The sequence below is a fragment of the Herbiconiux flava genome (assembly GCF_013409865.1).
In the GTDB taxonomy this organism is placed as follows: Bacteria; Actinomycetota; Actinomycetes; order Actinomycetales; family Microbacteriaceae; genus Herbiconiux; species Herbiconiux flava.
In genome coordinates this window covers 3,219,808-3,240,523 of sequence record NZ_JACCBM010000001.1, presented here as the reverse complement: position 1 = coordinate 3,240,523, position 20,716 = coordinate 3,219,808, and the positions used below count along the sequence as shown (strand labels likewise).

Here is a 20,716-nt window from a genome sequence, read left to right as displayed (position 1 = left end):
AAATCTCATGTCCAGAACCGCATTCAGGCGGGTCACCGCCGCGATCGGGGCCGTCGCCCTGGCCGCCGGCGCGGCGATCGTCGCCGTCGCCCCGGCGCAGGCCGTCATCCTGCCCGGCAACATCGACTCGACGCAGCAGCGCACGCTCACCGTGCACAAGTTCGCGCTCGGCCCGAACAACGGCGCGATCGCCGGCACCGGCCAGGAGCTGCCCTCCTCGACCAACCTCGGCACGCCGCTGCCCGGCGCGGTCTTCACGGCGACCCAGGTCGCCGGCGTCGACCTCACCACTCCGGAGGGCTGGGCACTCGCGACCGGCCTGACCCCGCAGACGGCATCGACCCGACTGGGCACCACGTCGTTCACCTCGACTCCCTCGGCGGCGAACGGCACGGCGAACTTCACGGTCGACCCGGCCCTGTACCCGACCGGGATGCCCATCGGCCTGTACTACGTGCAGGAGACGGTGCTCCCCGCCGACGCGACCAACCCGACCGCCCCCTTCCTCGTGTCGCTGCCGCTGCCCACCGGCCCCGTCGGCGCTCCGGCGAACCAGTGGATCTACGACGTGCACGTGTACCCGAAGAACGCGGTGACCGAACTCACGAAGACCCGCGTCCCGGCTCCGGCGAACTCGGTCGAGGCGCGCAACCCCGACCTCATCCGGTGGGCGATCGCGTCGAGCATCCCCACCCTGGCCGCGGGTGACGCGATCTCGAACTTCACGCTCGTCGACGAGGTGCCGACCGACCTCCAGTTCGTCGCCACCCCGCCGACCGGCGTCTCGCCGACCACGGTCACGGTGACGAGCGCCGCGGGCATCGTGCAGAACTTCGTCAGCGGCACCGACTACAACGTGGTCACCACCGCCAGCACGTCGACGCTCACGTTCACGCCCGGTGGTCTGACCCGCCTCACCGCCCTGCAGGGCGGCGTGGTGTCGTTCAACGTGCTCACCCGGGCCGTGACCATCCCCGCGAACGGCCTGATCGTGAACAGCGCGACGGCCAACATCAACGGCGCCACCGAGACCGTGACGGGCACCACCCCGATCGGCCAGCTGACGGTGTTCGCCTACGAGAGCAACAACGGCAGCCCCCGCGTCGCGCTCGGCGGTGCGGTCTACCAGGTCTACCTGAACCAGAACGACGCCAACCTGCAGCAGAACCCGATCTCGATCGGCGGCATCACGAACTGGACGACGGGCGCCAACGGCCTCGTCGCCATCCCGATCGTGACGCCCGGCAACTACTACGTGCGCGAGATCACGCCGCCGACCGGATTCAACCTGCCGCAGTCCAACCCGGTGCAGACCGTCGTGGTCGCCGGTCCCACCTCGACCACCGCCCCGGTGCAGAACTACGTCGAGTTCAACCACACCCAGGTGTCGGTGGCGAACTTCCTGCTGCCGCTCACCGGTGGTGACGCCGGACTGTGGTTCGGTGTCGGGGGAGGGGCGCTCGTCGTCCTGGCCCTGGGCGCCGCCATCGTCGTGGCCCGCCGCCGCTCGTCCGCCGTGGCGGCCGAGCCGGTCGTGACCCACACGGTTGCGTAGGCTGAAGCGATGACAGCGAAGGTGGGGTCCCCGTCGGGGGCTCCACCTTCGCCGGTTCCGGGCCCGGCGAAGGTGGGGTCCCCGTCGGGGGCTCCACCTTCGCCGGTTCCGGGCCCGGCGCCGGTCGCGGGAACGCCGTCCCGCCGGGCGCTCCGCCTGGCCCGGCGCTGGCGTCTCCCCACCGTGCCGCTCGCGATCGCCATCGTCTGCGTCATCGGGGCCGGGCTCCTGCTGTTCCCCACGATCGTCTCGTGGTTCAGCCAGTACGAGCAGTCCCAGCGCATCACCGAACTGACCGACGACGTCGCCGACCTGAGCGCCGAGACGCTGGCCGAACGCCTGCGCGAGGCCCGCCGGTACAACTCCGAGCTGGTCGACGGTGGAGCCAGCATCGCGGCGAACGAGCGCCTGCCGCTGGCCGAGCAGCCCGAGCAGGAAGGCGACTACGCCGCTGTGCTCCGCGCCGATGCGAACGGCCTGATGGCCCGGCTGAAGATCCCCGCCATCGACGTCGACCTGCCGATCTACCACGGCACGAGTGCCGACGTGCTCGATCACGGCGTCGGCCACCTCGAGGGCACCGCCGTCCCCGTCGGCGGGGTGACCACCCACTCGGTGCTCACCGCGCACCGCGGCCTCGCGACCTCCGAGCTCTTCACCCACCTCGACCGGGTCGAGCTCGACGACACCTTCACCGTCGAGGTCTTCGGCGAGGTGCTCACCTACCGCGTCATCGACACCCGGGTCGTGGAGCCGACCGAGACCCAGAGCCTCCTGCCCGTCGACGGGCGCGACCTGATCACCCTCGTCACCTGCACGCCGCTCGGGGTGAACAGCCACCGCATCCTCGTGACCGGTGAGCGGGTCATCCCGACACCCCAGGTCGACGTCGACGGGGCCGGCGAGCGGCCCGAGATCCCCACGTTTCCGTGGTGGGTGCTCATCGCCGTCGCCGTGCTGACCGCCGCCGCCCTGTACGTCTGGTGGTCGGGCCGCCCCGCCCGCCCGGCCCGGGCCTCGGCCGCCGCCGGCGGGCCGGGGGCGACTCGCCCTGCGCCGAAGGGTGTACCGTCGAAAGGGTCGGCAGCGGCGCAGACGCGAGTGCTGGCGAGCGACGATGCCCGGTCAGACCGGGGGATGAGGGTGGCGACGCAGATGGTGAAGGTGGGGCTGTTCGACGCCGACGCCGACGCTCTCGCCGCCAAGATCGAGCGGCTCGCGCGGGTCGACGGCGTCGAGGTGACGGTCGCCGCGAGCTCGCTCGGGCAGCTGCTCACCTCGCCGAGCTTCCCGCCCGACGTCGTCGTGGTCGAGCAGCGGCCGGGCGAACGGGTGAGCGTCAACTACAAGATCCGGGTGTGCCGGCTGGCGGATGCGCGGGTGATCGTCGTCTCGGACCCCGACGGTGAGCGTGACGACGGCGGCCGGTTCGAGCCCGATGTCGGGGCGATGATGACGCCCGTCCTCAGCTTCGAGGAAGCGCTGTCGCGCATCCGTCACTGACCGCCCGCGCTTTAGACTGACGATCGGGCCTCGATGCCGTCGCGGCCCCGCACTCGAGCGAGGAGCACCGCATGACCATCCCCTTCCGCTTCGGCTACAAGGCCTCGGCCGAGCAGTTCGGCCCCGCCGAGCTGCTGGAGTACGGGGTGCTCGCCGAGCAGGCCGGCTTCGACTCGATCTTCGTCTCCGACCATTTCCAGCCCTGGAACCACGAGGGCGGGCACGCTCCGGCCGCGATGCCGTGGCTCGGGGCGCTCGGGGCGCGCACCGAGAAGATCATCATGGGCACGAGCGTGCTGACGCCGTCGTTCCGCTACCACCCGGGTGTCGTCGCGCAGGCGTTCGGCACGCTCGGGGCGCTCTTCCCCGGGCGCGTGATCCTCGGGGTCGGCAGCGGCGAGGCGCTGAACGAGGTCGTGCTCGGGCTGCCCTGGCCCGAGATGAAGGAGCGCTTCGCCCGTCTCAAGGAGGCGATCACGATCATCGAGACCCTCTGGGCGGAGGACCGGGTGACGTACGAGGGGCAGTTCTTCCGCACGCAGGACGCGACGATCTACGACAAGCCGGCGGCCCCGGTGCCGATCTACATCGGCGCCTCGGGCCCGGCCGCGACCCGCCTCGCCGGGCGCATGGCGAGCGGCTTCATCACCACCTCGGGCAAGAAGCGCGAGCTCTACACCGAGACGCTGCTGCCGGCGCTCGAGGAGGGCATCGAGAAGGGCGGCCGCACGGCGGACGACGTCGACACGCTGATGGAGATGAAGGTCTCGTTCGACCACGACCGCGAGCGCGCCCTGCAGGACACCCGCTACTGGGCGCCCCTCGCCCTCACGCCCGAGGAGAAGATGGGCGTCGAGGACCCGATCGAGATGCAGCGCCTCGCCGACGCCCTTCCGATCGAGCGCGCGGCCTCCCGCTGGATCGTCTCGACCGACCCCGACGAGCACGTCGCCCGCATCAACGAGTACATCGACATGGGCTTCAAGCACCTCGTCTTCCACGGCCCGGGCGCCGACCAGCGCCGCTTCATCGAGCTCTACGGCGCCGAGATCCTCCCGCGCCTCCGCGCGCAGCACGGCGCCTGACCCGCCGGCCCGGCTTCCGGATGCGCGGGCTCGCTAGGGCGCGATGACGTCGAACGGCCGGTCGGCCGAGGCGCAGCTGCCGGTGTCATTGCAGGGCACGTAGACCCAGTTGGCGATGCCGACGTAGGCCGGGCCCTCGGGGAAGTCGGACGGCAGCTCGACGGTCAGCTCGAACGTCCCGTCGAAGGCCTGCGAGGTTGACTCGGTGACGATCGGAGCGCCTTCGGCGTGTCCGAGCACGACCGTCCAGCCCGCGTCGGGCACGGCGACGTCGCACTCGCCGCCGGTCACGGTGACCGTCTCGCCGGCGACGGCCGGGGACGGGGTGACGGCGAGCTCCGGAAGGCACGGGTTCGGGCCGGAGAGCAGCGCGCATCCGCTCATGAGACCTGCGGTCATCGCCGCCAGGGCCGCCGCCGTCGCCATCCGACGCATTCGCATGGCCCCACGATAGTCGCGCCGCGCGAGCTCGGGAGTGGCATCATGGGCGCGTGCCCATTCTGGCGGGTGCTCCGCCGGTACTCGCCCGACTCGGTCGTCGTCGGCTCGCCGGAGACTGTGCACGGCGAGCGGCGGTGGTGGCTGGGCCAGTTGCAGCTCGCCTACCTGGATCAGGAGCCCGATGGGCCACCGGCGGCACCGCGCCCCGTCGTGATGATGGACCCGCAGCCTCATCCGGTGCGGGCGTCCCGCGCCGAGCGCCGGCGGGCACTGGAGCTCCGCTGGCCCTCCAGCGGCTTCCCGTCATCCATCGAGATCGTCAACCGGGGGTCGGCGCCGGTGGAGCTCTGGTCGAGCGAGCTCGCGGTCCTCGCGGTGGTCACCGGTCCGGGCACCGCAGAGTTCTCGTTCGGGTACAGCGACTACGGCGTGCTCGGCGAGACCGTCACCGTTCCGTCAGGCGGCAGCCTGCTGGTGCCGGTGCGGGTCATCACGGCCTCGGGGGCCGCCCTCGTGCCCGGCTCGTTCGAACTGCACCCCGTGCTCGTCGATTCGGGGTTGCTGGGAGAAGCAGTGCCGCTCGAGGTGACCTCAGAACTCATCGCCAGGCTGCAGGGCTGACGGCCTTGCTTCTGACGCCGGGTGACCGGCCAGGGAGGCCGGACGGGTCAGAGGATCTTGGAGTGGTCGCCGAGACGGTGCCAGGTGCGGTTGTGGTAGACGAGCGGCTCGGCGGCGGAGGCGTCGGCCGCCGGGTCGTCGGCGGGCGGGGCCTTCGTCTCCAGGGCCTGGACGGCGACGACGGTCGAGCCGCCCGCCTCCATGGTGTTGACGACTCGGCCGCGGATCCAGGCGTGCGCCGCGGGGAAGTAGGGCTCGCCGGTGGGCAGGCGCGTCCAGATGGAGGTGTCGGCGAAGCGGTCGATGCCGCTGGTGGCGCCGAGCTTGGCGATGTCGAGCTGGGCCGCGCCGAGCAGGTGCACCACGACGGTCTCGCTGCGGCGGATCGTGGGGGTCGAGGAGGACAGCTCCGAGATCGAGAAGACGAGGAGCGGGGGCTCGACGCTGACCGAGAAGACGGAGGTCGCGGTGAGGGCGACGGGGCCGTCCCCGGCGTCGGCCGTGATGACGGCGACACCGGCCGGGTGGTTGCGGAAGGCCGCCTTGAACTCGTCGGGTGTGACGGTGGGGGCGCTCGGGTGGGCGACGAGCCGGTGATCGCGCGCGCTGTCGCCGTGGCCGGGCGCTGCGGCGGTGAGGCGGCCGGACTGGTCGTCGGATCCGGGGGAGTGCTGCGGGTTCGTCACGCGTCAAGCCTAAGTCGGCCTCGGGGCGAGCGGCGCCGGGGGCGTAACATTCCGCGATGTCGCGGATGCAAGGGACGCCGGGGCAAGGCGCGAGAACCGCCGGGCGCGTCGACGGGCGGGGCCTAGTCCTCGGCGTCGGCCGTCGCGATGAACCGCGTCCACGCCCACACCGCGACGCACACCGCCGCGAAGCCCGCCGCGAGCACCGGAAGCAGCACCGCAGACCCCGGGTTCGCGGCCGTCCGCTCCACGAACCACGGCGTGAACAGCATCGCGAGCACCGCGAACGACGGAACCGTGAGCAGCACCCACGTCGCCGGCGACCAGTCGAGCAGCCGCCGCCCGAGCGAGCGTCCGAGCGGCACCAGCAGCACGGCCGCCGAGCCGAACGACGCGAGCGCCACCACGTGCACGAACTCGGCCACAGCGGCCAGCACCGGGTCGCCGGGCAGGGCGGCCGTCGAGGTCGAGCCGAGCGACGACCCGACGAGATCCGCTCCGGGCTGCAGGGCGCCCGACACGAGCCAGGCCGCCCCGCCGAGCACGAGCAGCGCCACGACCTGAATCGTCGCGAGCGCACCGCGTTCGGCGCGGCGGGCGCCCTCGGCGACGACGAGCCCCGCGACGAGGCCGAACACGAGCGCGGGCTGCAGGTCGAGCATCCGCGTGACGAGGGCCGCGAGGGCCGACACGAACAGGTACGACGGATGCACGTGCACCCGGCTCGCGACACCGAAAGCCGCCCGCGCCACCGCCGACGGCACCACCGTGGCGACCGCGCTGACGACCGCGAGCGCGGCGGCCACCGCGAGGAACAGGCGGAGGTAGGCGGGCTCGCCCGAGACCGGTGCTGACAGGGTCACGGCCGCGGCCGAGGCGACGAGCACGAGCAGACCGCGGGCGACCGGGCCGACGGTGAGCTGCGGCGCTCGCTCGTACTCGACGGGGGATCGGTTGCGGCCGAGCACGCGGTCGCTGGCGGCGATGAGCCGGGCGGCGACGGCGGCCGCAGCGCCTCCGGGCGCAGGCGTCAGGACAGGAGCGACAGCGTGGGAGGGCGTGCGATGCCCCGGCCCGGCCGACGCCCGAGCGGTCGGCGCAGCTGTCGGCGTCGCGGCCGGCGCCAGCGCGCGCAGCGTTCCCAGAGCCCCCGCGAGCAGCCGCGTCGGCAGCGCGATCAGCACCAGCGCCAGTACCCCGGCGAGCAGCGCCAGCCACCACAGTCCCGACGTGGCCGGGCCGAGGGCGGGCTGGAGGGCGGAGGTGAAGCGGGTGGCGTCCGACCAAGTGCCGGGCGCGGGGGCGGCGGGCGTCTGTCCGGTGCCGGGCGCCGCGGGAGTGCCGGGCGCGGACGGCGCGGCGTCGCCCGGGGTGGGATCGGCGGGCGAGGCGGGCGAGCTGGGCGAACCCGGCGCCCCCGCGGCGCCGCCGGGCGAGGAGGGAGCCGCTCCCGGGGTGCCGGCCGCGGGTCTCGCGGGCGAGGCCGGCGTGCCGGGGGCGGTGGCCGGCGGGGTCGCGGTGGCGGGTGCATCCTGGAACATCAGGGTCAGCGGGCCGGACTGCACGCTGACGTTGCCGGCGGCATCCTGCTGCAGCACCGCGACCCGGTGGCGGCCGGCCGGTGCCGCTGCGGCCGCGCACGACCAGCTGCCGTCGGGGCCGACCGTGGTCTCGCAGAGCACCTGGGCGTCGGCGAACACCGAGACGGTCGCGGCGGGCTCACCGCGGCCGGTGAAGCCCTGCCCGGCGAGCGATACGGTCACGCCCGACGACGGGGAGGTGAGCGAGGGGGCCGCCGGCACGGTGACGTCGACGGTGATGGCGACGGGGTCGCTCGCGGGCGACGAGGCGCTGCCGCTCCAGGCGGTGGATTGCGTGGCGGTGACCGAGTACTCTCCGTCGGCGATCCCGTCGGCGAGGGGGCAGACCCAGGCGCCCGAGGTGTCGGCCGTGCCGGTGCAGGCCACGTCGCCGGCGGTCGCGGTGACGGTCGCGCCCGGGAACGCCGTGCCGGCGACGACGCCGTTGGTGAGGCGTCCGCGCGGGCCGCCGGTGACGACGGGGGCGTTCAGCACGGCGACGTCGATCGAGGTCTCGGCCGGGTCGGCCCCGGCGAGCAGGGCGATGGCGCGCAGCGAGGTCGTGGGCGAGCTCTCGAGTGGCGCGGCGCAGCTCCAGGCACCGTCGGCGTCGGCCGTGACGATGCAGAGCGGCTCGGACGATCCACCGGTGAGCAGCTGCACCGAGGCGCCCGGCGTGGCGGTTCCCTGCACGAGAACGCCGCTCGTCACGAGTTCGCCGGCCACCGGGCTCAGGATGCTCGGCTGCTCGTTCACGACCGGCGGCGGTGTGGGCGTAGCGGTGTCGCCCGGGTCGGGGGTGGCGCCGGGCGGGGCGGGGGCCGGCACCGGATCGGGGTCGGCCGACGGCACGGGCGACGGCGCGACGGAATCGGACGGGGGCGGTGTGGGGGTCGGGGTCGGCTCGGCGACCTCACCCGGCGCGGTGGCGGACAGCGGTCCGGACGAAGCGGCCGTGGCGGGCAGGGGCGCAGCCGAGGCGGGCAGGGGCGTGGCCGAGGCGGCCGGAGGTGCGGCCGAGGCGGGGAGCGGTGTCGCCGAGGCGGACGAGGCGGCCAGGCCCGGCAGCGCGCCGAGGGCCGCGAAGCCCGCGAGGGCGAGCGCCGAGGCCACGACGAGCGCAGAGCGCGTCCGTGCCGCGCGCGCCCGTCCGGCGCCGTCGCGGCGGGGCGACGGCGTTCGTTCCCACCTGCTCCGCGATGCCGACACCACGCACCATTCAGCCAGACGGGCCCGCGGGCGCAAAACACCCTCGCCGCGTTTCGGATGGAATTCACACGACAGCCGTAGACGCCGGCACCCGCGCCACGCCATACTGGCGCAACTGGGTCATCTGACCCACTCACCGCATCCGGAACCGCCGACCGCGAGGAGCGCGCATGGCCCGCCTGCCCGTCGCCGAGCGCCGCCGCCGGCTGCTCGTGGCGGCCTTCACGGTGATCTCGCGATCGGGCGTCGCCGGGGCCACCACCCGCGCGGTCGTCGACGAGGCCGGCATGAAGCTCGCGAGCTTCCACTACGCCTTCGCCTCCCGCGAGGAGCTGCTCGCCGAGCTCGTCGCCGACGTGATCGGGCGCACCGAGGTCGTGCTCACGGTGCCGCCGGCCGAGGGCGAGAGCCTCGAGCGGCTGCTCGAACGCGGGCTGCTGCGCTACCTCGACACCGTGCGCGAGGCCCCGCAGCGTGAGCGGGCCATGTTCGAGCTGACCCAGTACTCCATGCGCACGCCCGGGCTCGAGCGCCTCGCCGCCCGTCAGTACGAGGGCTACCGGGCGCTCGCCGCGGTGTCGCTCACCGAGGCCGCCGAGAGAACCGGATGCGCGTGGCAGCGCCCCCTCGACGAGATCGCCGCGCACCTGGTCGCCCTCACCGACGGCCTCGCCCTCGCGTGGCTCGCTGACGCCGACGACGCCCGCGCCCACCGCACCGCGGCCTTCGCGGCCCGCGCCCTCGCGGCGGAGGCCCGCCCCCTTCCACCGGAGTCCCGCCCCGCGTCGCCCGCCCACCCGGCACCCTCGCCCCACACCGCACCCGCCACTCGCACTGCGCCCGCACCACCCGACCGACCCGGGGAGCCCGCATGACCGCCATCCCGCCCGCCGCATCCACCCCACCGACGCCCCCGCCGACACCCCCGGCCCCGCCGCACGCGCTCGCCGAACCCACCCGCCGGGTCGGCGGCCGCTGGGTCGCCCTGTTCGGCGCCGCCTGGCTCGGCATCTGGATGGCCCAGCTCACCCCCGTGCAGCTCCTCCTCCCGCTCCAGATCGACCAGCGCCTGGCCGCGGAGGCCGGCAGCACGACCCCGGCCTGGACCGACAGCGTCGTCGCCTTCGGCGTCATCTCGGCCATCGCCGGCGTCTTCGCCTTGATCGCCTTCCCCGTCACCGGCGCCCTCTCCGACCGCACCACCTCGCGCTTCGGCCGCCGCCGCCCCTGGATCGCCGGCGGCACCCTCCTCTTCGCCGCCTCCCTGCTCCTCCTCGGCCTGCAGACCGAGCTCCTCGGCATCGGCGTCTTCTGGACGCTCGCCATCATCGGCTTCTGCATCCTCTCCTCGGCCCTCACCGCCGCCATCAGCGACCAGGTGCCGGTCGACCAGCGCGGCCTCGTCTCGGCGTTCATCTCCGCGCCCCAGGCGGTCGGCCTCATCCTCGGCGTGCTGCTGGCGACCCTCCTGTTCACCGGCCAGCTGCTCGGCTACGCGGCCATGGCGGTGCTGCTGGTGCTGCTCGTGGCCCCGTTCTGCCTCTTCGTGCCGGATGCGCGGCTGCACCCCGGGCAGCGACCGCCGCTGACCCTCCGCGCCCTGGTGGAGGGCATGTGGGTGAGCCCGCGCGAGCATCCGGACTTCGGCTTCACCCTGCTCAGCCGCATCCTCGTGAACATCGGCAACGCGCTCGGCACGACGCTGCTGCTCTACTTCCTGATGTTCGGGCTGAACGACCCGAACGCCGAGGACGACCTGCTCGTGCTGATCGTGATCTACACGATCTTCGTCGTGCTCGCCTCGGTGGTGGCGGGGGCGCTGAGCGACCGGCTGCGGCGACGGCGCGTGTTCGTGCTGGCCGCCGCGGTGCTGCAGGCGCTGGCGGCGCTGCTGCTCGCGTTCGTGCCCGAGCTCACGGCCACGATGATCGGGGCGGCGCTGCTCGGCCTCGGCTACGGCTGCTTCCTCTCGGTCGACCAGGCGCTCGCCACGCAGGTGCTGCCCGACCCGGCGTCCCGCGGCAAGGATCTCGGCATCATGAACATCGCCACCGCCGTGCCCCAGGCCGTCGCGCCGCTCGCGGGGGCGGCGATCGTGACGCTGCTCGGCGGGTTCCCGATGCTCTTCCTCGTGTCGGCACTGTTCGGCTTCGCCGGCGCGCTCGCCGTCAGCCGCGTGAGGAGCGTGCGATGAACCACCCCTCCCCGGCCCTCGGCGCGGGCCGCGCATCCGCCCACCCGACCAACCCCGGCGCGAGGAGCGTGCGATGACCCTCGACCTCAGTCCCCACCCCGCCGACGGGCAGCCGTGGCGCGACGCCCAGCGCTACTGGCGCGGCCTCACCGCCACCACCGCCGACCGCGAGCCGCCGGTCGCGGTGATCGGCCTCGAGGCCCTCCGTCACAACGCCCACTCGATGCTGCGACGGGCCGGTGGCATGCCGATCCGGGTGGCGAGCAAGTCCATCCGGGTGCGGGCGGTTCAGGATGCGGTGCTCGCCCTGCCCGGATACGCGGGCATCCTCGCCTACACGCTCCCCGAGGCGCTCTGGCTGGCCTCCCGCCGCCCCGACGAGGTGCCCGACATCGTGGTGGGCTACCCGACCGCCGACCGGATGGCGATCGCCGCCCTCGCCGCCGACGAGCACGCTGCGGCCGGTGTGACGCTGATGGTCGACTCGCTCGCCCACCTCGACCTGATCGACGCGGCCGTCGCCCCGGGCGCGCGGCCGGACATCCGCGTGGCCATCGAGCTCGACGCCTCGTTCACCGCCCCGGGGCTCGGCCGCCTGGGGGTCTGGCGCTCGCCCGTCGCCAGCGTCGACCAGGCGCGGGCGCTGGCCGAGGAGATCGTGCGGCGACCGGGCTTCGCCCTCGTGGGGATGATGGCCTACGAGTCGCAGATCGCGGGCGTCGGCAACCGCCCCCGCGGAGGGATCGCCGACCGTCTCGTGAAGGGGCACGTGATCGACTGGATGCAGCGGAACTCAGCCGCCGAGCTCGCCGAGCGCCGGGGCGCCGTGGTGGCGGCGGTGCGCGCGGTGGCCCCGCTCGAGTTCGTCAACGGCGGCGGCACCGGATCGCTCGAGACCACCAGCGCCGACCCCTCGGTCACCGAGGTGGCGGCCGGGTCGGGACTGTTCGGGGGGCACCTCTTCGACACCTACTCGCGGTTCACGCCCGCGCCGGCTGCGGCGTTCGCGCTGCCCGTGGTGCGGAAGCCGCGCCCCGACATGGCGACGCTGCTCGGCGGCGGCTGGATCGCGTCGGGACCGCCCGCGCCCGATCGGCTGCCCGAGGTCGTCTGGCCGCGCGGCACCCGCATGCAGGCCCGCGAGATGGCGGGCGAAGTGCAGACGCCGCTCTCGGGTCGCACGGCGGCGGCGCTCGCCGTGGGCGACCGCGTCTGGCTGCGGCACACCAAGTCGGGGGAGCTGGCCGAGCACGTGAACGGGTTCTCGGTGGTCGACGACGGCGCGGTGGTCGACGAGGTGCCGAGCTATCGCGGCGAGGGGCAGGCGTTCCTGTGACGCGGATGCTCGCCCGGCCCGTCTTCGCGCGCAAGATCATGTCGGTGGCAGCGGAGAGGATGGACGCATGACGGCGGCGAACGGCACCTGGCGCAACTGGGCGCGCACCGAGAGGGTGAAGCCCCAGCGGGTCGAGCGCCCCACGAGCATCGGCGCCGTGCAGCGCGCCGTGCGTGCGGCGGCCCGCGGCGGTCAGCGCATCAAGGCGGTCGGCGCCGGCCACAGCTTCACGGGCATCGCGGTGGCGACCGGGGTGCTGCTCGAGCTCGACGAGCTGACCGGTCTCGTCTCGGTCGATCGGGAACGCTCCCGCGTCACCCTGCTCGCCGGCACCCGCCTGCACCAGCTGCCCGCCCTGCTCGGCCCGCACGAGCTCGCTCTGGCGAACATGGGTGACATCGACCGGCAGTCGATCAGCGGCGCCATCTCCACCGGCACCCACGGCACCGGCGCGCGCTTCGGCGGCCTCGCCACCCAGGTCGTCGGGCTCACCCTGGTCACCGCCGACGGCGAGCTGCTGCGCATCGACGAGCACGAGAACGCCGAGCTGCTGCCGGCCGCCGCCTTGTCGCTCGGTGCGCTCGGCATCATCGTCGAGGTGACGCTGCAGTGCGTGCCGGAGTTCGTGCTGCACGCGGTCGAGCGGCCGCTGCCCCTCGACGAGGTGCTCACCGGGCTGCACGGCCCTGACGGCGTCGTCGACACGAGCGACCACTTCGAGTTCTACTGGTTCCCGCACACCCGCTCGGCCGTCACCAAGACGAACACCCGCCTCGACGCCGGCGCCCCGACGCGCCCCCTCTCGCGGCTGAGCTCGTTCGTCGACGACACCCTGCTCGCGAACGGCGTCTACGGGGTGACCTGCGCCGCGGGCCGGATGGTGCCGGCGATCATCCCGACGGTGAACGGCCTCGCCGAGCGGCTGTGGTCGAACCGCGAGTTCTCCGACCGGTCGCACCGCGTGTTCGCCACCCGCCGCACGGTGCGCTTCCGCGAGATGGAGTACGCGGTGCCGGCTGCCGACGTGCCCGAGGTGCTGCGCGCGATCGACGCCCTGATCGAGGAGCGCGGCTGGCGCATCTCCTTCCCGATCGAGGTGCGGTTCGCCCCCGCCGACCAGCTTTGGCTCTCGACCGCCTCCGCACGCGACAGCGGCTACATCGCCGTTCACCGCTACTATCGCGAAGACCACCGCGCGTACTTCGAAGCGGTCGAGGAGATCATGACCGCCCACGCCGGCCGCCCCCACTGGGGCAAGCTGCACACCCGAACCGCCGCCGATCTCTCGGAGCTCTACCCGCAGCACGGCGCCTTCGTGGCCCTGCGCGACCGCCTCGACCCTCGCGGCCTGTTCACGAACGTCTATCTCGACCGCGTGCTCGGCGCGCCGGCCGCGGCCTCGGCCTCGGCCGCATCCGAGGCGGCGACGGGCACCGGCGGGGCGGCCGGCGCATGAGCGGCGCCCTCCGCATGACGCCCGAGGAGCGCCGCGAGTTCGCCCGCGACCTCGGCGGCCGCCTGCCCGACGGCTTCGTGCTCGGCACGGCGACGAGCGCCTTCCAGATCGAGGGCGCCACCCACGAGGGCGGGCGAGGCCAGTCGGTGTGGGACGCGTTCACGAGCCAGCCGGGCCGCATCGTCGACGGCTCGACCGCCGACCGCGCATCCGACTTCTACCACCGGGTGGAGGAGGACGTTCAGCTGCTGCACGACCTCGGCGCCGACTCGTACCGCTTCTCGTTCGCCTGGCCGCGCCTGCAGCCCGAGGGCAGGGGACCGCTGCGGCGCGAGGGCGTCGACTTCTACGAGCGGATGCTCGACCGCCTCGACGAGGCGGGCATCGACACCATGGCGACGATCTTCCACTGGGACACCCCGAACGAGCTCGCCGGCGGCTGGATGCGGCGTGACACCGCACTGCGCTTCGGCGATCTCGCCTTCGCGCTGGGAGAGCGCTTCGGCGAGCGGATCGGCCGCTGGGCCACCGTGAACGAGCCCGCCACCGTGACGCTGAACGGCTACGGCCTCGGCGTGCACGCGCCCGGCGCGACCCGCCTCTTCAACGCCCTGCCGGCCGCGCACCACCAGCTGCTCGGTCACGGCCTCGCCGTGCAGGCGCTGCGGGCGGCCGACGTGCGCGGCGGGATCGGCATCGTCAACGTGCATTCGCCCGTCGTGCCGGCCACCGATTCCGACGCCGACGTGGCGTTCGCCGAGCTGTTCGACGTGCTGCACAACCGGGTCTTCGCCGACCCGGTGCTGCTCGGCCGCTACCCCGAGTTCCCCGAGGGCTTCGAGCCGCTCTTCTCGGCCCTCGGCGAGGCCGACCCGGCCGACCTCGCCCTGATCGGCCAGAAGCTCGACTTCTACGGGCTGAACTACTACCTGCCCACCCGCATCGCAGCCGGTTCGGGAGGCCCGGCCACCCCCGACGGCAGTTCGACCGCCATGGGGTCGCTGCCCTTCCACCTCGCGCCCTGGCCCGAGTACCGCAGCACCGGCTTCGGCTGGCCGATCGCGCCCGAGTACCTCGGCGTCGCCCTCGACGAGCTGGCCGAGCGCTATGGCGAGGCGCTGCCGCCGGTGTTCATCACCGAGAACGGGGCCTCGTTCCCGGATGCGCGGGAGCTCGACGAGCACGACGGAACGCCCCATGTGCGGGACGGCGCCCGCATCGACTACCTGGCGGGCCACCTCGAGGCGGCCCTGTCGGCGGTCACAGGTGGCGGGTCGGCGTCGGCGATCGACCTGCGCGGCTACTACGTCTGGTCACTCATCGACAACTTCGAGTGGGCCGCCGGGTACACGCAGCGCTTCGGGCTGGTGCACGTCGACATCGAGGACTTCACGCGCACGCCCAAGGACTCGTACCAGTGGTTTCGGCTGCTCGCCGAATCGCGCTGACGTCCGGAGCGGGGCCCGTCGACGTCGCGCCGGGGGTAGCTGGGAGAGCGCCGCTTTCCCCCTGAGAGCGCGCTCCCCGGCCGATATACTGCTGGCATGGAATGGCTGATCCCGCTCATCGTCGTCGTCGCCCTGGTCGTCATCGCCGGCATCTACCTCTGGGCCACGTACAACTCGCTCGTCACCCTGAACGTGCGCGTCGACGAGGCGTGGAGCGACATCACGGTGCAGCTGAAGCGCCGCGCCGACCTTCTGCCCAACCTGATCGAATCGGTCAAGGGCTACGCGGCGCACGAGAAGGCCGTGTTCGAGAACGTCACGCGCGCCCGCGCCGAGACGCTGTCGGCCCAGGGCCCCGCCGAGGCGTCCCAGGCCGAGAACCACATGCAGAACGCGCTGAAGAGCATCTTCGCGGTGGCCGAGGCCTACCCTCAGCTCCAGGCCAGCCAGAACTTCCTGCAGCTGCAGGCCGAGATCGTCGACACGGAAGACAAGGTTCAGGCGTCGCGCCGCTTCTACAACGGTGGCGTGCGCGAGCTCAACACCAAGATCAAGAAGTTCCCCAACACGATCTTCGCCCGCCGCCTCGGCTTCTCGGAGCGCGAGTTCTTCGAGGTCAGCGACGTCGCGGCGATCGCCGAGCCGCCGCGCGTGCAGTTCTAGCCCTGCCCCTCTAGCCCGGCCCCGCCGGCCTGCCCGCGATAGGAATCCATGTATTCCGCGATAGCCAAGAACAAGCGCAACACCGTCGTCATCATCCTGCTGTTCCTGCTGATCATCGGCGGGCTCGGCTGGTTGGCGTCGTACATCTACGGCAACGTCTCGATCGTCGTCATCACGCTGGTGGTGGCCATCGGCTACGCGCTCATCCAGTACTTCGCCGCGTCGGGTCAGGCACTCGCGATGAGCGGCGCGCACCAGATCGAGAAGCGCGACAACCCGCGGCTGTGGCGCGTCGTCGAGAACCTGTCGATCACCACGGGCACACCGATGCCGAAGGTCTACGTCATCGACGACCCGGCCCCGAACGCCTTCGCGACCGGCCGTGACCCCGAGCACGCCATCGTGGCGGCGACCACGGGCCTGCTCGACATCATGGACGACGCGGAGCTCGAAGGCGTCATGGCCCACGAGCTCGGGCACGTGCGCAACTACGACATCCGGGTGTCGATGATCGTGTTCGGGCTGGTGGTGGCCGTCGGGTTCATCGCCGACATGTTCCTGCGCATGGCGTTCTTCGGACGCAACAACAACAACGGCAACCCGATCGTCATGGTCTTCGGGCTCGTCGCGATCCTGATCGCGCCGCTCGTCGCCACCGTCGTGCAGCTCGCCGTCTCCCGGCAGCGCGAGTACCTCGCCGACGCCACCGGCGCGCTCACCACCCGCCACCCGGATGCGCTGGCCAGCGCCCTCCAGAAGCTCGCCGCCTACGGCCGCCCCGTGCAGCGCCAGTCCTCGTCGATGTCGCACATGTGGATCGCCGACCCCAACAAGCCGGGCGTCATCGACAAGCTCTTCTCCACCCACCCGCCCATCCCCGAGCGCGTCGAGCGCCTGCGCGCCATGGGCGGGGCCTTCTAGCTGCGCCGGCAGCTACGACTCCGTGGGCTCCGCCCACTCCATCGGCCCGGCTCCGTGAGCTCCGCCCACTGCACCGGGCCGACTCCGGGCGCTTCGCGCCCTGCGTCGCAGCCGCCGGCTGTGCGCCGCCGCCCCTGCGGCGCACCTGGCCGGTGACGACCGGGATCCTCCGTGCTGGCGGCTCCGACCGGCGAGCGCGCCGTCGAGGCCGCCGCGCCCGCCCGACCCCGGGGGCGCGCCCGCCCGACCCCGGGGCGCGCCCGCCCGACCTCGGGGCTTGCGCCCGCCCGACCTCGGGGCCCGCACCCGCCCGACCCCGGGGCGCGACGTGTCGGGCAGCCCGTCCCCACCCCATCCCGCCCCTCCCGCACCCTCGCGAGTGGTCAGTCTTGGCGCGAAGGGGTGGGAGTTTCGCGCTAGGAGTGACCACTCGTGCCGAAAGTGACCACTCGTGGCCGCGGGGGCGGGGCGGGGCGGAGGGCGGGGCTAGTCGGCGAGGGTGATGCGGACGGTGAAGGCCGCGCCGTGCACGCGGTAGGGCGTGTAGCTGCGCGGGTCGACAGTCCACGGCACGACCATCGCCGTGCCGTCGGCCGGGGTGGTGCCGTCGGGGGTGAAGGTGAGCACACGTCCGTCGGAGCGGACGACGCCGCCCGCGACATCGGCGGCGAGCGGCGCGGAGGATCCGCCGCTCAGTGCCAGGAACGGCGGATCGAGGACGGCCAAGCCGCCCAGCATGCCGCACGAGGTCGGGATCAGCAGGGGTTCGCCGCGGTTGTCGGAACGGTCGTAGACGACCGAGACGTCGGCACAGGCAGGAGGCACGTCACGGACGGTCACCGGGATCGTGACGGGCGCGCTCGGGACCCCGGTCGACTCGTCCCACGCGGTGAAGGTCAGACCGGCGACCTCGGCGCCGACGACGTCGGGGTCGGTCCAGTCGACGTCGATCGAACCGTCGGGGCGGGCGGTCGCGATCGTGCCCGGCACAGCACCCGCGACCGTCACACGATAGGAGGTGCGGGGGTCGGCCGTGCAGAAGACGCTGGGATCGAGGGTGAAAGGCCGGTTGCGGATCAGCTGCAGGCTCCCGTCCTGCACGACGGGACGGAACCCGGCGCGCTCCGGGCCGGCCGGCCGGTCAGTTCCCGAGCAGGCGGGCTGCGCCACGATCGTGACCGTCACCAGGAAGACGTGCTCGACGCCGGAGGCGTCGGTCGCGCCGACGACGACATGGTCGTCGCGGCCGCCCGCGGCGAGAGGCGCCTGGTAGTTCATCGCTCCGCCGAAGCCGGTGAACCCGACGTGCCCGTCGGCGAATGTCGCGGTCGAGGACGGGGTCGGCCAGGGTTCCGGATGATCCCACCGCGACCAGTCGAACTGGAAGATCGAGCCCGCGGTCGGGTCGGCGTCGCTCGAGTCGAGCAGCCGTGTCTGAACGGCGCGCGGCAGGCGGGAGATCTCGAAGCGGGTGAGCACCCGGCGCGACGACACGGGCCCCGAGCATCCGCCGGTCGCGTCGACCATCGTCGCCTGGCCCGCGGTGACGGTGGCGTGGACCGGGGCGCAGTGCACGGTCGGCGCCCGCAGCGCCTTGATGCGGTCGACGAGTGTGCCGTAGGCGGCGCTCCGCAGCGTGATGCGCACCCACGGCCCGCCCGCGACCAGAGTGGCCGACGGGCTCACAGTGGTCTGGGCGATCTGCCCGCAGACGCCCTTGTTCGCCCCGTAGCCCCGAACGCCTCCCGTCGCACCCGCCCCGAGTGCGGCCCCCTCGGTCGAGGCCCGGAGGTAGTCCGATGCGCCCGACGGGTCCGGCCCACCGATCGGCCCTGACTCGAGCAGGTCGAAGAGCACCCCCACCGCCTCCTCGAGCATGCTCCGGATGTTCGGCGGGATGTTCCCCTTGTACTGCTCGTTCAGGTGGACGGCCTGCTTCTGCACCATGTCCCACACGCCCATCCGGATCTCGGGCGAGGAGTTGCGCATGATGATGTGGAAACCGCGGAGCGCGGAGCGGTCGCCCATCGTCGACCGGAAGAGGAACTTCACCGCCTGCACGATCAGCCTGCCCCGCGCACCGACCTCGGTGTACGTGGGGTCGTAGGCGCCGGGCCAGTACATCGCCCGGGCCGCCTCCTCGGGCGACATGCCCTCGAGCGGATTGACCTCCGTCGCGCCACCGACGCTCGGTCCGAGGTTGACGTCGATCGAGACGATGCGACTGGGGGAGGTGCGGTCGATCGTGAGATCGCCGCGTTCGAGCATGGGCTCGAGGGTGGCGAGGAGGTTCTCACCCGAGCCCGTCTGACCCGAGCCGCCCCGGCCCGGGTCGGAGGAGTTGTTCGAGCCGGCCACGCAGGGCGGAGCGGCCGCGGCGGGCGACGACGGAGGTGGGGCCGGGAACAGCGGCCCGGGCGGTTCGGGTGGCGCGGGGACACCGGGGTCACTCCCGCCACCTCCCGGATGCTCGCCCCCGCCGCCACCCGTCCACCGGTCTTCGATCACATCGCAGACGACGCTGCTGACCGGCCGGATGCCCGTCTCGACGTAGCTCCCGGCGTCGTCGTAGTGGCCGCCGTCGCTCTGCCACCGTGTCTCGAGCCGGCACTCCCCGGGAAGGGCCGACGCCGGCGCCACCACGGCCAGCGGGGCGAGCAGCCCCGCGGCGACCACGAGGACCAGGACGAGACGATGAGCAGCTGACACATCCTCAGTTATAGCCGGTACTACGACGAAGCGGAAGACAACTCGGCATCCAGGGCGGGGGCCAGGGTGCCGCGGGGGGCCACCGCGATGGCGGGGAGGTTCTGCCAGGCGGCCGCCGCACGGAGGAGGGCGGCGATGCGCGGCACGTCGGACGGGGCGAGGTTCGGCTCGGCCCAGGCCGCCTGCACGCGGAGGACGCCCGCCTGGCGGTCGCTCTTGAGGTCGAGGCGCGCTGGGATGCGGTCGTCGATCAGTACGGGCAGCACGTAGTAGCCGTGGATGCGCTGCGGCTGCGGCGTGTAGATCTCGATGCGGTAGTGGAAGTCGAACATGCGGAGCGCCCGCTCCCGTCGCCACACCACGGGGTCGAAGGGGGAGAGGAGGGCGGCCGCCTCCATCCGCCGCGGGAGCCGGGCGTCGCGGTGCAGCCAGGCCTCACGGTTCCAGCCCGGAACCGTGACCGGCCGCAGCTCGCCCGTGTCGACCAGGCGGGAGACGGCGGAACGCGCATCCGCCTGCTTCAACCGGAAGTAGTCGGCGATGTCACCGAGCGTGCCGACCCCGAGCGCCCGCGCCGACTGCGACACCAGCGACGCGACGGCATCGCCCCGCGAGACCGAGGCGGCAGCATCGAGGATGGCCGGCGGCAGCACCTGCGACGGCAGCGCGTAGACCCGCTCGAACCGCTGCCGCCCCGCCGACACCACGTCGCCCTGCCGGAACAGCGTCTCGAGCCCGCGCTTGACGTCGGACCAGCCCCACCACGGCCCCCGCCGCGCGGAGCTCTCGTGCTCGATCTCGCTCGCCCGGAGCGGCCCGCGCGCGGCCAGCTCGTCCCGCAGCCAGTCGAGCGTCGCCCCGTTCGACGCCGCCCACGAGTCGGGCCGGGCGGCGTAGTAGTCGCGGTACTCGTCTTTGCGCCACTGCAGCAGCGGCAGCGTCGCCACCGGAAGGAACGACGCCTCGTGCGCCCAGTACTCGGTGACCCCGCGCCCGTAGGTGACCTTGTCGAGCACCGCCTTGTCGTAGCCGCCGAGCCGCGCGAACACGGGCTGGTAGTGGCTGCGCTCGTAGACGTTCACCGAGTCGATCTGCAGCAGGGCGAGGCGCTGCAGCAGCAGGTTGAACTGCCTGGTGCCGGGCACGGCGACGGATGCTCCGCCGAAGCCCTGGGCGGCGAGAGCGACTCGCCGGGCGAGTGCGGGGGACAGGTCATCGGCCACATCAGAACCCTACCCATCGCCACCGACATCAGTCGTTCACCATCGGTTCACGGCGGCGACGGCGCGGGGTCGTCCGGCGCTCCTAC

General features: G+C 73.1%; 16 protein-coding genes. 11 read left to right on the top strand and 5 right to left on the bottom strand.

The features are described from left to right. The first annotated feature begins 7 nt into the window (after positions 1-7). The 3 genes from BJ984_RS15470 to fgd all read left to right on the top strand — a co-directional run bounded on the left by BJ984_RS15470 (position 8) and on the right by fgd (position 4,143). Positions 8-1,555, top strand: a complete 1,548-nt coding sequence (locus BJ984_RS15470) for a SpaH/EbpB family LPXTG-anchored major pilin (RefSeq protein WP_179548751.1) — start codon at positions 8-10, stop codon at positions 1,553-1,555. Between the two features lie 183 nt (positions 1,556-1,738). Further along, the gene (locus BJ984_RS15465; protein ID WP_338074435.1) at positions 1,739-3,058 is read left to right on the top strand and encodes a class C sortase; all 1,320 of its coding nucleotides are present in this window, start codon (positions 1,739-1,741) and stop codon (positions 3,056-3,058) included. A 71-nt stretch (positions 3,059-3,129) separates the two neighbouring features. Next, positions 3,130-4,143, top strand: coding sequence for a glucose-6-phosphate dehydrogenase (coenzyme-F420) (gene fgd / locus BJ984_RS15460; protein WP_179548749.1), 1,014 nt, complete (start codon positions 3,130-3,132; stop codon positions 4,141-4,143). 33 nt (positions 4,144-4,176) lie between these two features. Here the strand turns inward: fgd and BJ984_RS15455 are convergent, their stop codons facing one another. Further along, positions 4,177-4,584, bottom strand: coding sequence for a hypothetical protein (locus BJ984_RS15455; RefSeq protein WP_179548748.1), 408 nt, complete (start codon positions 4,582-4,584; stop codon positions 4,177-4,179). A 42-nt stretch (positions 4,585-4,626) separates the two neighbouring features. On the opposite strand from BJ984_RS15455, the gene BJ984_RS15450 reads away from it, so the two are divergent. Next, a complete protein-coding gene (locus BJ984_RS15450; RefSeq protein ID WP_179548747.1) occupies positions 4,627-5,205 on the top strand; it encodes a hypothetical protein in 579 nt (192 codons plus the stop codon). A 47-nt stretch (positions 5,206-5,252) separates the two neighbouring features. On the opposite strand, the gene BJ984_RS15445 is transcribed toward BJ984_RS15450, so the two are convergent. Both BJ984_RS15445 and BJ984_RS15440 read right to left on the bottom strand, forming a co-directional pair. Further along, entirely contained in the window at positions 5,253-5,891 is a 639-nt protein-coding gene (locus tag BJ984_RS15445; RefSeq protein WP_179548746.1) for a flavin reductase family protein, read from the bottom strand. A 122-nt stretch (positions 5,892-6,013) separates the two neighbouring features. Then, positions 6,014-8,584, bottom strand: coding sequence for an Ig-like domain-containing protein (locus tag BJ984_RS15440; protein WP_179548745.1), 2,571 nt, complete (start codon positions 8,582-8,584; stop codon positions 6,014-6,016). A 266-nt stretch (positions 8,585-8,850) separates the two neighbouring features. Here BJ984_RS15440 and BJ984_RS15435 point away from each other — a divergent pair, with 266 nt between their 5' ends. The 7 genes from BJ984_RS15435 (at position 8,851) to BJ984_RS15405 (ending at position 16,698) form a co-directional block, all read left to right on the top strand. Further along, positions 8,851-9,555: a TetR/AcrR family transcriptional regulator gene (locus BJ984_RS15435; protein ID WP_179548744.1), complete on the top strand. Its 705-nt coding sequence runs from the start codon at positions 8,851-8,853 to the stop codon at positions 9,553-9,555. After that, complete coding sequence (locus tag BJ984_RS15430) at positions 9,552-10,874, top strand: MFS transporter (RefSeq protein ID WP_179548743.1); 1,323 nt, start codon at positions 9,552-9,554, stop codon at positions 10,872-10,874. Before BJ984_RS15435 ends, BJ984_RS15430 begins: the two co-directional genes overlap by 4 nt. A 73-nt stretch (positions 10,875-10,947) precedes the next feature. After that, positions 10,948-12,210, top strand: coding sequence for an alanine racemase (locus BJ984_RS15425; protein ID WP_179548742.1), 1,263 nt, complete (start codon positions 10,948-10,950; stop codon positions 12,208-12,210). 67 nt (positions 12,211-12,277) lie between these two features. Next, the gene (locus BJ984_RS15420) at positions 12,278-13,666 is read left to right on the top strand and encodes a D-arabinono-1,4-lactone oxidase (RefSeq protein ID WP_179548741.1); all 1,389 of its coding nucleotides are present in this window, start codon (positions 12,278-12,280) and stop codon (positions 13,664-13,666) included. After that, positions 13,663-15,114, top strand: a complete 1,452-nt coding sequence (locus BJ984_RS15415) for a glycoside hydrolase family 1 protein (RefSeq protein WP_246306477.1) — start codon at positions 13,663-13,665, stop codon at positions 15,112-15,114. Before BJ984_RS15420 ends, BJ984_RS15415 begins: the two co-directional genes overlap by 4 nt. 96 nt (positions 15,115-15,210) lie before the next feature. Then, on the top strand, positions 15,211-15,777 hold the full coding sequence (locus BJ984_RS15410; RefSeq protein ID WP_173181474.1) for a LemA family protein: 567 nt from the start codon (positions 15,211-15,213) through the stop codon (positions 15,775-15,777). 48 nt (positions 15,778-15,825) lie between these two features. Then, positions 15,826-16,698: a M48 family metallopeptidase gene (locus BJ984_RS15405; RefSeq protein ID WP_179548740.1), complete on the top strand. Its 873-nt coding sequence runs from the start codon at positions 15,826-15,828 to the stop codon at positions 16,696-16,698. A 486-nt stretch (positions 16,699-17,184) separates the two neighbouring features. Here BJ984_RS15405 and BJ984_RS15400 read toward each other — a convergent pair whose 3' ends face one another. Then, positions 17,185-19,407 (bottom strand): hypothetical protein, encoded by a 2,223-nt coding sequence (locus tag BJ984_RS15400; protein WP_179548739.1) that lies wholly within the window; start codon positions 19,405-19,407, stop codon positions 17,185-17,187. Positions 19,408-19,427: 20 nt separating this feature from the next. After that, positions 19,428-20,630, bottom strand: a complete 1,203-nt coding sequence (locus BJ984_RS15395; RefSeq protein ID WP_179548738.1) for a winged helix-turn-helix domain-containing protein — start codon at positions 20,628-20,630, stop codon at positions 19,428-19,430. Between the last annotated feature and the right edge of the window lie 86 nt (positions 20,631-20,716).